Annotated in this window: 12 protein-coding genes; 6 read left to right on the top strand and 6 right to left on the bottom strand. The window is 47.1% G+C overall.

What is annotated here, in order from left to right:
• Positions 1 to 10: 10 nt before the first annotated feature.
• From ACLHR0_RS03885 to ACLHR0_RS03870, 4 genes are all read right to left on the bottom strand, one after another.
• Positions 11 to 577, bottom strand: coding sequence for a DinB family protein (locus ACLHR0_RS03885; RefSeq protein WP_370909358.1), 567 nt, complete (start codon positions 575 to 577; stop codon positions 11 to 13).
• Positions 578 to 772: 195 nt separating this feature from the next.
• Complete coding sequence (locus ACLHR0_RS03880) at positions 773 to 982, bottom strand: hypothetical protein (protein ID WP_079469342.1); 210 nt, start codon at positions 980 to 982, stop codon at positions 773 to 775.
• 13 nt (positions 983 to 995) lie between these two features.
• Positions 996 to 1427, bottom strand: coding sequence for a hypothetical protein (locus tag ACLHR0_RS03875; RefSeq protein ID WP_429044855.1), 432 nt, complete (start codon positions 1425 to 1427; stop codon positions 996 to 998).
• A gap of 15 nt (positions 1428 to 1442) precedes the next feature.
• A complete protein-coding gene (locus ACLHR0_RS03870; RefSeq protein ID WP_370909360.1) occupies positions 1443 to 2030 on the bottom strand; it encodes an RNA polymerase sigma factor in 588 nt (195 codons plus the stop codon).
• A gap of 89 nt (positions 2031 to 2119) precedes the next feature.
• On the opposite strand from ACLHR0_RS03870, the gene ACLHR0_RS03865 reads away from it, so the two are divergent.
• Positions 2120 to 3004, top strand: coding sequence for a cation diffusion facilitator family transporter (locus ACLHR0_RS03865; RefSeq protein WP_429044857.1), 885 nt, complete (start codon positions 2120 to 2122; stop codon positions 3002 to 3004).
• On the opposite strand, the gene rsmG is transcribed toward ACLHR0_RS03865, so the two are convergent.
• Both rsmG and ACLHR0_RS03855 read right to left on the bottom strand, forming a co-directional pair.
• Positions 2994 to 3623 (bottom strand): 16S rRNA (guanine(527)-N(7))-methyltransferase RsmG, encoded by a 630-nt coding sequence (gene rsmG, locus ACLHR0_RS03860; protein WP_436484865.1) that lies wholly within the window; start codon positions 3621 to 3623, stop codon positions 2994 to 2996. The two genes, ACLHR0_RS03865 and rsmG, sit on opposite strands and share 11 nt — an antisense overlap.
• Before the next feature lie 53 nt (positions 3624 to 3676).
• Positions 3677 to 4813 (bottom strand): glycosyltransferase, encoded by a 1137-nt coding sequence (locus ACLHR0_RS03855; RefSeq protein WP_429044861.1) that lies wholly within the window; start codon positions 4811 to 4813, stop codon positions 3677 to 3679.
• Positions 4814 to 4953: 140 nt separating this feature from the next.
• Between ACLHR0_RS03855 and tgt the strand changes: the two genes are divergently transcribed.
• The 5 genes from tgt (at position 4954) to recG (ending at position 12109) form a co-directional block, all read left to right on the top strand.
• Positions 4954 to 6084: a tRNA guanosine(34) transglycosylase Tgt gene (tgt, locus tag ACLHR0_RS03850; RefSeq protein ID WP_429061637.1), complete on the top strand. Its 1131-nt coding sequence runs from the start codon at positions 4954 to 4956 to the stop codon at positions 6082 to 6084.
• A gap of 38 nt (positions 6085 to 6122) precedes the next feature.
• A complete protein-coding gene (locus ACLHR0_RS03845; RefSeq protein ID WP_370909365.1) occupies positions 6123 to 7202 on the top strand; it encodes an LptF/LptG family permease in 1080 nt (359 codons plus the stop codon).
• A gap of 964 nt (positions 7203 to 8166) precedes the next feature.
• Positions 8167 to 8307, top strand: coding sequence for a hypothetical protein (locus ACLHR0_RS03840; RefSeq protein ID WP_436484862.1), 141 nt, complete (start codon positions 8167 to 8169; stop codon positions 8305 to 8307).
• Between the two features lie 272 nt (positions 8308 to 8579).
• Positions 8580 to 9905 carry a citrate (Si)-synthase, eukaryotic gene (locus tag ACLHR0_RS03835; RefSeq protein ID WP_370909366.1) on the top strand — a complete coding sequence of 442 codons (1326 nt, stop codon included), beginning with the start codon at positions 8580 to 8582 and terminating at the stop codon, positions 9903 to 9905.
• 65 nt (positions 9906 to 9970) lie between these two features.
• Positions 9971 to 12109, top strand: coding sequence for an ATP-dependent DNA helicase RecG (gene recG, locus ACLHR0_RS03830; protein ID WP_436484859.1), 2139 nt, complete (start codon positions 9971 to 9973; stop codon positions 12107 to 12109).
• Positions 12110 to 12262 lie beyond the last annotated feature (153 nt).

The following is a 12262-nucleotide window of genomic DNA, read 5'->3' as shown; positions in this document are numbered from 1 at the left end:
ACCTAAAAAATCAGAATATCAGCTGCTGTAATTGGTTCTGCCAGGTGTGGCCCTGTAATTCCTGGTCCTTTAATTTGTTCAGGTGATGTTCGTTATGATGCGCAATGTAATACAGCATCTCGCGGATGGTAATTTTTCCGAGCAGGGGATGTGGCAGGCGATACTTATCCAGGTCACTTTCCGACCAGGCAGCCAGTTTGTTGATCAGTTTATTTTTCTGGAGAAGAAAACCTTGCAGTAACGCTGGTCGCTGCGCAGGATAGATCACCCCGGGCTGATAGGCCCTGGTAGCCTTTGCGCCGGCATCCAGTATCCGCTCATAATCAGCCACTAGCTGATCGTACGACCGTGATGGCATGGCGCTGGTGCCGAAATACAGCAGGGTTACCTTGGGAAATCCCATGGCGCTGCTTACAGGCCTGATGGATTTGGTGAGATGATCGAGCTGCTGGCCGGCAGACCACTTACCGTAAGGGGATGCGGTAAAACGTATATCCGGCAACGTATTCACAAAATCCACGAAGTTATCGAAACTGGTATTTAAGAGAGATTTGATCTCGTGCTGGTTCAGGTACATAGGAAACAAAATTTAGAGGGTTTCAGATACACAATACCTGGCTTTGTAAACAATATACCCGGGCCGCTGCATTCTCTTTGAAGTTACGTCAGATTTGCGAACCGGCCAATAGCATATTACATATAAAATGAATTTATGTATAATAAAACCGCCACATGGCCCGGGAATATTGATTTGCTGTGGAAAAATCTCAGATTATTCCAGCACAGCGCATTCAAAACCTTGTTTTTGAACGAATTCTATAATAATATTCTCTTCCACCTGTAAGTCGGCAATGCGTAATACTTTATCGCAGTCGTCCAGGTCTACATGGCATGACCCAACGGGGAAGCTGGAAGCAATGGCCTGGATCATCTGCTGACGCTCTTCCAGGCTGCCTATATTGGTTTTGAATATTCCTATCATCGCACAAATGTTTTTAGTGTGATTCTTTTTCTTCGTTTTTAGGTTGTTCAGGGTCACGGTCACGATCCCATCTGCTGTCCGGATCACGATGCCAGTCGTCACGTTTCCATGCGCCAAACCCGGTTCTGCAGCGGTTGCGCAGGTGTTCTCTCATTTTTTCCTGTTCTTCCGGCGTCATGTTCGCCATCCTGTCTTTCAGGCGGGATTTCCATTCCCGGCCACGGTTAAATTTATCGTGATGGTTATGCCATCCAAAAAGTAACTTACCCAGTAACATCAGGCCAAGCGCCTGCCAGAAAGTAATGACCGGCCCGTGGAACAGTTCAGGGATCAGGCAGTTCCATAATAGCATGGTGGCAAATCCCACAACTGTAACAAACAGCGCTCCCATTATCACAAATTTGAGCACCTGTAGTCCTCTTCTTCTGCCAAAATTGTTTCTCATATCTTTTTAATTAAATCAGTCGTTAAGTAATTCGTTGTACAGCTCTGCCAGGCGTTCCCGCAGGAATAGCACTGCATAACGTTTGCGTGACAAAAGGGTATTTACCCCGATGCCGGTTTCTTCACTCATTTCCTTAAAGGATTTCCCCTCCAGTTCGTGCTGCAGGAATACCTGCCGCTGATCGGCCGGTAACTCATCAATGGCCTGCATGATGGCTTCCGACATAATCTTTTTCGCCATCGGAGTGTCTGCCTCCATGTTTTTGTCGGAAAGTAGTTCGGGGAGAAATAGCACTTCTTCGCCTTCTATCTCGCGCGTGAATTCGGAAAAAGGAGTTTCTTTCTTCTTACGGAACCAATCGGTAATCTTATTCCGGGTTACGGCAAAAAGCCATCCGGTGATAGAATCTACCTGGCTTCCCAGGCGCAGGTATTCGGTAAACTGATAGAAAACATCCTGTAAAATATCCTCTGCATCGGACGCATTATTTACCCGTTGCCGGATAAAATGCAGCAATCGCTTGCGTTCCTGCTTCACGGTTGCCTGTATGCGTTCGTTTTGCTCTATGGCCATAATGCTATTTGTAAGGACCAGCTGTTTCATCTTAATAAGGATGACGAAGCAGCGAAGCGGATATTTTATAAGGACGAAAAAAAATCTTCTTAAATTACGTACAAGGAAATCAGTCGTTTATGCATGATCATGCCCACGCTCATACGCCGGCACTTAACAACGCCCAGGTTAACAGGGCTTTTATATGGGGTATTTCCCTCAACCTGGCTTTTGTGGCGGCCGAGTTTATCGCCGGTTTCCTCACCCATTCCCTGGCCCTCATGGCCGATGCCGGGCATAATCTCAGCGATGTGGCCAGCCTGGCCCTCTCACTGCTGGGTTTCCGCCTGGTTAAAATTACCTCCAACCCCGGCTATACCTATGGCTACCGCAAAAGTACAATTCTTATCTCCCTGTTTAACGCTATGCTGCTGCTTATTGTGGTAGGCGTAATCGGATACGAGGCCATCCGCCGCTTCAGTCAGCCTTACGAAGTACCCGGAACCCCCATTGCCGTTGTAGCAGGCATCGGCATTTTCATCAACGCCTTTACGGCCTGGCTGTTTTTCAAAGACAAAGAAAGAGACCTGAATATAAAAGGAGCCTACCTCCACCTGGCTGCCGATGCCCTGGTATCTATGGCAACCGTAGTTGCCGGTATCCTGATCATCTACACCAAATGGTATTGGCTGGATCCCCTGCTGAGTATAATAGTAATGGTAGTAATTGTAATCGGTACCTGGGGGCTGCTGCGCGACAGCCTGCGCCTGTCGATGGACGGGGTGCCCAAAGACATCGACTTACAGGAAATAAGAAAAAAAGCACTGGCCGTGAAAGGGGTGAAAGATATTTATCATATTCATGTGTGGGCGATCAGCACTACCGAAAACGCTTTAACGGCCCAGGTAACCATAGATCCGCAGCTGGACGCTGCCGGCACAGAAGCTTTGAAGAAAGAACTGCGCCATGAACTGGAACACCTGGGCATCCACCACACTACACTGGAAACCGGGTTTAGCTCTTAGCCAATACCACAAACTTCTCCTTAAAACTTTCTTCCGGGAAAATATCATACACCTTTACCAGGCGTGGTTTTAAGCCGCTGTCGGAAATTTCCTGGGCCAGATCCCCGCCCTTCAGGCAAATCAGCCCCTTCTCAAACTGCTTACCAGGTACGGTGGATTTCTTTAATACATGCTTGCTCCAGCGCCAAAGGTCTCCCAAAGGAGCCACAGCACGGGACACCACGATGTCAAACTTCCGGTTCTTAATGTCTTCCACGCGGCTGTGCGCCGCAGTAACGTTTTTCAGCTGCAGCGCTTCCGCTACCCCCTCCACTACCTTGATTTTTTTACCAATAGAATCTACCAGGTGAAATTGTACTTCCGGGAAAAAGATGGCCAGGGGAATACCCGGGAATCCGCCGCCGGTACCCAGGTCCAGGATTTGGGTGCCTGGCTGGAACTCCGCTATAGCGGCTATACTGAGAGAATGTAATACGTGTTTTTCATATAAGGCGTCTATATCTTTACGGGATATCACATTGATCTTTTCGTTCCATTCCTGGTATAATCCCTGCAGTGCCTCAAACTGCGACAGCTGTCCCGGTGTGAAGTCGCTGAAATACTTTAAAATAACTTCCATGCGGCAAAAGTAAAGCAAAAGCAAATAAGCAGAAAGCTATTGCCTGCTGCTTATTACCATTTATTTTTTGACTTGAAAAGCAAGGCCGGTGTAAAAATGATATAATATAATACCATGAAAATATCCATCAGCCAGCTGAATTTAAACAAATCGCTTTCATCCAGCCTGCGCATGGCGGCATAAGTAATAATGGACTGTATCAGCACTTTCCCCGCGAAAATTCCCAGCACATACCAGAGTATGGGCGGCGGGAAAAATAAAGCGAAAATAAACGCCGGGTAAAAAAGGAAATGCGTCAGCGAAAATAATCCCAGCACAAACTTATGACCGAAACGGTAATGCTTACCGGTAGACATATGCCGGGTTTTTTGCTGGAACCAGCTTCTCCAGCTCAGCTTCGGCTCGGAGTAGGTAAAAGCCTGTTTGTCTATTACCACTCCCACATTTTTCCGGTTGGCCGCCGTGTTCACAAATAAATCATCGTCCCCGCTGGCAAGATGCTGGTGGCTTGTAAACCCCTTGTGTTTAAAGAACAGCTCTCTTTTATAAGCCAGGTTACGGCCTACACCCATATAAGGCATACCGCTCATGGCAAAGGAAAGATGCTGGAGCGCACTGAAAAAGGTTTCATACCGGATAATCTTATTCAGGAACCCCGGCTTTTTATGATAAGCGCCGTATCCCAGCACTATTTCCTTTTTATCGGTAAAGCCCTGGCTCATCAGCGAAAGCCAGTAGGTGCTGCCCGGTTTGCAATCGGCATCCGTAAGCAATACCTTTTCAAACTGGGCGCCCTTCAAACCGATGGAAAGCGGGTATTTCTTGCCGGGAATGAATTTAGCCGCCTGCTTGATCTCTATATGCCGGTAATGTGGATAACCTGGCTCAATGGAGCGCAGGTAGTACTTGGTGTCGTCTTCAGAGTTATCATTTACCACAATCACCTCGTATTCGGGTTTCATGTGCTGGTGATAGCGTTGTTGCAATACGCCCGGCAGATTTTTCTGCAGGTTCAATTCTTCATCCTTGGCACAGATGATAACCGAAAAAGGCCCGTCCGGTGCATGGTCCAGGTCAAATTTACGTCTATAGAAAGCTACCCGGGAAAACACAAAAAGAAAATAAATGATCTGTATCCCGGCTATGGCAGCAAAAGAGTATAAGGCAATTTCACCTAGATGGTCTAGCATAATGACCGCAAAAATATAATATTTTTATTATCTGTAAAAGAATTAATTATGAACATTGGAGAGATTGCCTCCCGCAGCAAAATCCACCAGCTTCGATCTTCGCTTCATTTCAATATCTTTGCGGCCTGAAATATCGACGAGTGAATTTTGAACTGATAACTACAGATAGCGGCAGCAATGCCAGGGCCGGGAAAATCACCACTGCCCACGGGGAAATAGAAACGCCCATTTTTATGCCGGTAGGTACTGTTGGCAGCGTAAAAGCGGTTACACAGGAACAGCTGCGTGCAGATGTACAGGCTCAGATCATTCTTGGCAATACCTATCACCTTTATTTAAGACCCGGCCTGGAAGTGTTGTCGCTCGCCGGTGGCCTGCATAAATTTAATGGCTGGGACCGGCCCATCCTCACCGATAGCGGCGGATACCAGGTGTTTTCCCTGGCAGCCAACCGCAAGATCAAAGAAGAAGGCGTGGTTTTTCAGTCGCATATCGACGGCTCCCGCCACCTCTTCACGCCCGAAAATGTAATGGATATCCAACGCACCATCGGAGCCGATATTATTATGGCCTTTGATGAATGCCCGCCCTATCCGTCGGAATACCGTTATGCACGCAAGTCGATGGAACTCACGCACCGCTGGCTCGACCGCTGCATCACACGCCTCAACGACACCCAACCTGCCTACGGTCATGAACAAACCCTGTTCCCGATCGTACAGGGCAGCACCTATAAGGATCTCCGCAAAGCCTCCGCGGAATACATTGCCTCCCGCAATTGCGCCGGTAATGCCATCGGTGGCCTCAGCGTAGGAGAACCGGAAAATGAAATGTACGAAATGTGCGGACTGGTATGCGAATCACTGCCCGCCGACAAACCCCGTTACCTGATGGGTGTGGGCACCCCCTGGAATATCCTGGAAAACATCAGCCTCGGCATCGATATGTTCGACTGTGTAATGCCCACCCGCAACGGCCGTAACGGAATGCTGTTCACCTGGAACGGCGTTATCAACATCCGGAACAAAAAATGGGCAACCGACTTTAGCCCCGTGGATGCCAACAGCCCCTGCTTTGCTACCAGCACCTACTCAAGGGCCTACCTGCGACACCTGTTTGTAGCCGGCGAAATTTTAGGCATGACATTAGCCAGTATCCATAACCTGGCCTTTTACCTGGAACTCGTGAAGGAAGCCCGCAGGCAAATACTGGCCGGCACTTTCGCCACCTGGAAAACCGGGATGATCAATCAGCTGAAAACACGCCTGTAAAAGTCCGGACTATAAAATAAACTAATATCTTTGGGGTCATGACTAAAATTGACTGGTACATTTTACGCAAGCTCATAGGTACTTTCATTTACTCCCTGATGATATTCCTATTGATTTCTGTAGTGATCGACACTACGGAAAAGGTGGATGACTTCATGAAGCATCACCTGTCGCTGCATGAAATCATAGTGGATTATTACTTCGGCTTTATCCCGCATATCCTGGCGTTACTGTTTCCACTGTTTATATTCCTGTCAGTTATTTTTTTTACTTCCAAGATGGCCTACCGCTCGGAGATCATCGCCATACTGGCTGCCGGCGTAAGCTTTCGCCGTTTTCTGCGTCCCTACTGGATGGGCGCCTTCCTGTTCGGGGGAGTACTCTGGCTCGCCAACTACTGGGTAGTTCCCAACGCCAACCGCATCCGTACCAGCTTTGAAAATAAATACCTCCATAGTCACGACGACGAGAAATCACAATACGACCGCACCACCCGTATCGATAGCTTTACCTATGTAACTTTCGGTACTTACGATCCCAACTATAAAAGCGGGAGCAATTTTGTACTGTCTGTTGTGAATAAACAATCCATGACTTTCAAACTCAAAGCCGACCGTATCAGCTGGGATTCCACCGCCAAAAAGTGGAAACTGGACTACGTATCCATGCGCACCATGAACGGCCTGAAGGAAACCTGGACCAGCAAACAGGATACCCTGCTTAAAATACCCCTGGTCCCCAAAGACCTGGTCGACGAAAAGAATATCCAGGAAGCCATGACCACGCCCGATCTCAGGCGATACATCCAGCGGGAAAGCATCCGTGGTGCCGAAGGACTGAATACCTATTGGGTAGAATATTACAGGAGAACCTCCGCCGCCTTCGCAGTAGTGATCCTTACCCTGATCGGTGGCATTATCGCCGCCAAGAAGGTGAGGGGCGGAAGTGGATTGCACCTGGCAGTAGGTATTGTGATCAGCGCCAGCTACATCATATTCCTGCAATTTGCCACCGTATTTTCTGTAAAAGCAGACCTGAACCCGCTGCTGGCGGTGTGGATCCCCAATATTTTGTTCGGCGCCCTGGCGTTCTACCTGTATCGCCAGGCCCCCAAATGATGCGGAGATTGTAGCGGAGGTTGTCTTTCTCAGGATTCCCTTGATTTTGCTGATTGACTTTTTGAGATTTGGGGAGATGGAAACGGAGGTTGTAGCGGAGGTTGTCTTTCTCAGGATTCCCTTGATTTTACTGATTGACTTTTTGAGATTTGGGGAGATTTTAGCGGAGGTTGTCTTGGGCGCTGATTACGCTGATTTTATGATTGGATTTTCGTGATTTTGGCAGGGATTTGGGAATATTAGTACGCTGGTTAGATTTTAATTCGTCTATTGGTTTTTCTCTGGGGAATTGGTTTAATTTCGCTTTTATGTGATTTTTCGGAAAATTCAATGAATTTAAAAGCTTTTTACCCTCATTATTCCATAGATAATTTAAAAAGGCGGATAGTATTTAACGGTAAAGATTTATTGAATGCTGGTGAGTCATTTTCACAGTTATATTAGCACACTGTTTCACTTATATGGTTGCACTGCGTCTAAGCGCCATATACTTTCTCGTCTGTAAAGCCCTGCCACAAACAATCTTAGCTTCAAGTCCACGTCACCTCCACGTCACCTCCACATCACCTCCGGGTCATCAGCATACATTAAGCATGTATCAAGCATCTTTCAAGCATATGCTAAGCCCATGCAAAGTAAAAATGAAGTATTCCACAGTCAATATCAGTCCCATCTTATTCAACCTTTATTCAATCCTAATTCAACCACCATCCTCCCCCAATTTCATTCAATAAAATTTACCCATCAATTTCCCTGAAAATTCCAAACTTCCCTCAAAATCACAAAAATCCAATCAATAAAATCAGCGTAATCAGCGCCCAAGACAACCTCCGCTTCCATCTCCCCCAATCTCAAAAGCCAATCAGCAAAATCAGCGTAATCAGTGCTCAAGACAACCTCCGCTACAACCTCCGCTTCCATCTCCCCCAATCTCAAAAGTCAATCAGCAAAATCAGCGTAATCAGTGCTCAAGACAACCTCCGCTACAACCTCCGTTTCCATCTCCCCAAATCTCAAAAAAGTCAATCAGCAAAATCAGCGTAATCCTGAGAAAGACAACCTCCGCGACAACCTCCGCGACAACCTCCACGACAACCTTCGCTAAAATCACCGCTATTTTTCTTTCAATATTTTCAATTCATTCTGAAAATTTTACATTTCTTTAACGTCTATATAGATGTGTTATATATTATATTCGTAATCGGCTTATAAATATACTGTTAATGAAGCCCGCTGCGACTATATCGCCTTACTTTTTCATCCGGGAATCGTTGTTAATTTGGCATTAAATACCACGAAAGGGTGGTAACTTCGTTAACAAATCATTACTTTTGACTATTGATCGATTTTGTTTTCATTAATAACAATAGCAGTAAAATGGGGTACATAAAAGAGAAATTCAAGGTTAAAGCAGATGAACTTAACATTGAAGTAAAAGACCTGGTAAAGAATCACGGCACCAAGAAAATTGAGGAGGTAACACTGGCACAGGTTTATCAGGGTATGCGCGGTATAACCGGCCTGGTAACAGAAACTTCCCTGCTGGATGCCAATGAAGGAATTCGTTTTCGCGGATATTCCATCCCGGAATTAAGAGAACACCTGCCAAAAGCACCAGGTGGCGCAGAACCTTTACCCGAAGGTTTATTTTACCTGATGCTGATCGGCGAATTGCCTACTGAGGCAGATGTACAATATCTGTCCAGCATGTGGGGCCGCCGTTCTCATGTACCCAACCACGTTTTTGATGCTATTGAAGCTCTCCCGATCACTGCACATCCCATGACCATGTTCAACGTGGGTATCATGGCGCTGCAAACAGAATCTGCTTTCGCACAGGCTTACTCAGAAGGAATTAATAAAAAAGATTACTGGAGCTATACCTATGAGGACACCATGAACCTCATTGCCCGTCTGCCACGTATTGCAGCATATGTTTACCGCCGTAAATATAAAGGTGGCCAGCATATTCAGCCAAACGGCATGCTCGACTGGGCAGGTAACTTTGCACACATGCTCGGTTACTCTGATGAAGGTTTCAAAGAACTGATGCGCCTTTACATGGTGATCCACGCCGACCACGAAGGTGGTAACGTGAGCGCACACACGACGCACCTGGTAGGTTCCGCATTGAGCGATGCTTACCTGTCGTTCGCCGCGGGTATGAACGGTTTGGCGGGTCCGTTACACGGCCTCGCTAACCAGGAAGTGATCAAATGGATACTCCAGATGCGTGAAGAACTGGGTGGTGGCGTTCCAACTAAAGAACAAATTGAATCCTACGTACGCAAAACATTAGCCGATGGTAAAGTAGTACCCGGTTACGGTCACGCGGTTTTACGCAAAACAGATCCACGCTTTACCGCACAGATGGAGTTTGCCAAAAAACACCTGCCAAACGATGAACTCGTGAAAATTGTATGGCAAGTGTATGAAACCGTGCCGCCAATCCTGCAGGACCTGGGCAAGGTAAAGAATCCATGGCCTAACGTAGATGCTCACTCCGGCGCATTGCTGGTACACTACGGCCTGGTGGAATATGAATTCTATACCGTGTTGTTTGGCGTATCCCGTGCATTAGGCGTACTGGCTTCCCTTTGCTGGGACAGGGCACTCGGACTTTCCCTGGAAAGACCGAAATCTGTTACCACCGAGTGGATGAAACAGTTCGTGGAAGGAAAAGTAGATGCAATAGCCGAATAGTTTTATAATTGTTTTTTTAGTAAAAGAGGCAAGTGGTGAGTTTTTACCACTTGCCTTTTTTATTTTTGTTGTTCACAAAAAACGAAATAACCATTTCTACTTTTACTGCCATATTATCAAATCCGATAGAATACCTGAAAGGAGTAGGCCCGCAGAAAGGAGAACTGCTGCGTAAAGAAATCAAAGTATATACCTTCGGCGACCTCCTGCAATATTTTCCTTTCCGTTATGTAGATCGTACCAGGATTGATAAAATTGCCTCCCTCAGCGGGTATGAAGATTTTGTGCAGATCCGCGGAAAGATCATCAACATGGTGGTAATGGGAGAGAACAGGTCGAAAAGACTGGTGGCTACTTTTAAAGATGAAACAGGCACCATCGACCTGGTATGGTTTCAGGGCTGGCAATGGATGCAGAAATCACTGAAGGAAAATGTGGCCTACCTCGTATTCGGCAGGATCTCCGTATTCAATGGCGTTACCCAGCTGGCACACCCGGAGGTGGACCTGCTCACAGAAGAAATTGCTACCGGTAAACAATTCCTGGAACCGGTTTATTATACCACAGAAAAACTCAAAGCCCGCGGACTAACGGCAAAGGCTATAGGAAAATTGACCAAAAACCTGCTGGAACAATTATCTCCACTGGAAATCAGGGAAAATATCCCCGCAGAAGTATTACAGCAATACCGGCTCATGCCCCGTGCGATGGCCTATTTCAGGATCCATTTGCCCGCCAGCGAAGACGACGCACGGCTGGCACAACGACGGCTGAAATTTGAAGAACTGTTTATTGCACAAATCCGTATATGCCGGTTAAAGCTCAAAAGACACAAGCAATCACACGGCTTTGTGTTTGGTGCAGTAGGCGAATCTTTTAATGAATTCTATAACAATCATCTTCCCTTTTCCTTAACAGGCGCGCAGAAAAGGGTATTGAAAGAAATAAGGACAGATACCGTTCACGGACGGCAGATGAACCGCCTCCTGCAGGGAGATGTAGGCAGCGGTAAAACAATGGTAGCACTGCTATCCATGTTGCTGGCAAAAGACAACGGCTTCCAGGCCTGCCTTATGGCGCCCACGGAAATCCTGTCGCAGCAGCACTTTAAAGGCATCTCCGAATTGCTGGAGCGGATGGATGTAAAGGTAGCACTGCTTACCGGCAGCATCAAAGGCAAGGCACGTAAGCAGATACTGGCCGGCGCCCTCGATGGCAGCATCGATATCCTCGTTGGCACCCACGCCCTGCTGGAAAAAGAAGTGGCGTTCAAAAATCTTGGAATGGCCATCGTGGATGAACAACACCGCTTCGGCGTGGCACAACGGGCACGCCTATGGGAAAAGAATACCATCCCGCCACACATTCTTGTTATGACGGCAACGCCTATACCAAGAACACTGGCTATGACCATTTACGGCGACCTGGATGTATCCGTTATTGATGAAATGCCCCCGGGACGTAAACCCATTACTACCGTGCACCGCACCGAATATCAACGGCCGCAGGTAATGGATTTTATAAAGGAAGAAGTAAAGAAAGGACGACAGGCATACATCGTATACCCGCTGATCGAAGATTCAGAGAAGCTGGACTATGAAAACCTGATGAAAGGATATGAAGAGGTGAAAGCTTTCTTCCCCGAACCGCAGTATTATATCAGTATGGTACATGGCCGCCAGCCGGCCGAACAGCGGCAAACCAACATGCAGCGTTTTGTAACCGGCGATACCCATATTATGGTAGCCACCACCGTTATTGAAGTAGGGGTGAACGTGCCCAACGCCTCTGTAATGGTGATAGAAAGCACCGAACGTTTCGGGCTGTCGCAGCTCCACCAGTTGCGGGGAAGGGTGGGCCGCGGAGCGGAACAGTCCTTCTGCGTGCTCATGACCGGTAATAAGCTAAGCCAGGATTCCCGCGAACGGATCAACGTAATGGTGCAAACCAACGACGGATTTATTATTTCGGAGAAAGATATGGAACTGAGAGGCCCCGGAGATATTGAAGGCACCCGCCAGAGCGGGGTACTCGACTTTAAACTGGCGGATATTGTTGCGGACAAACCCATCCTCGACGCCGCCCGCGCCAGCGCAGAAAAGATCCTGGAAGAAGACACCGATCTGCTTTTGCCTGAAAATCAGGCACTAAAAGAATTTTTAGCTGCCCAGAGAAGTAAATCTGTCTGGAGTAAAATTTCCTGATGGTTTTTACGTTTATTAACTGATGGATGAATTAAAAAAGTATAAAGCTGCTGAAGCTGAGATTCACCTTGTTTCCCATTTAGCCTGTTATTCCTCAATTCAGAAGTTTTGTGCCTTTCCCGACCGTAACAATTTGAGTGGCTTCTGCGTTTA

It is taken from the genome of Chitinophaga sp. ARDCPP14 (assembly GCF_051362515.1).
Lineage (GTDB): Bacteria > Bacteroidota > Bacteroidia > Chitinophagales > Chitinophagaceae > Chitinophaga.
This window is presented reverse-complemented; position numbering and strand designations above follow the sequence as displayed.

Excerpts from the sequence above, each read along its gene's own strand:
- ACLHR0_RS03885 (WP_370909358.1), bottom strand. The coding sequence starts at position 577 with ATGTACCTGAACCAGCACGAGATCAAATCTCTCTTAAATACCAGTTTC.
- ACLHR0_RS03880 (WP_079469342.1), bottom strand. The coding sequence starts at position 982 with ATGATAGGAATATTCAAAACCAATATAGGCAGCCTGGAAGAGCGTCAG.
- ACLHR0_RS03875 (WP_429044855.1), bottom strand. The coding sequence starts at position 1,427 with ATGAGAAACAATTTTGGCAGAAGAAGAGGACTACAGGTGCTCAAATTT.
- ACLHR0_RS03870 (WP_370909360.1), bottom strand. The coding sequence starts at position 2,030 with ATGAAACAGCTGGTCCTTACAAATAGCATTATGGCCATAGAGCAAAAC.
- ACLHR0_RS03865 (WP_429044857.1), top strand. The coding sequence starts at position 2,120 with ATGCATGATCATGCCCACGCTCATACGCCGGCACTTAACAACGCCCAG.
- rsmG (WP_436484865.1), bottom strand. The coding sequence starts at position 3,623 with ATGGAAGTTATTTTAAAGTATTTCAGCGACTTCACACCGGGACAGCTG.
- ACLHR0_RS03855 (WP_429044861.1), bottom strand. The coding sequence starts at position 4,813 with ATGCTAGACCATCTAGGTGAAATTGCCTTATACTCTTTTGCTGCCATA.
- ACLHR0_RS03845 (WP_370909365.1), top strand. The coding sequence starts at position 6,123 with ATGACTAAAATTGACTGGTACATTTTACGCAAGCTCATAGGTACTTTC.
- ACLHR0_RS03835 (WP_370909366.1), top strand. The coding sequence starts at position 8,580 with ATGGGGTACATAAAAGAGAAATTCAAGGTTAAAGCAGATGAACTTAAC.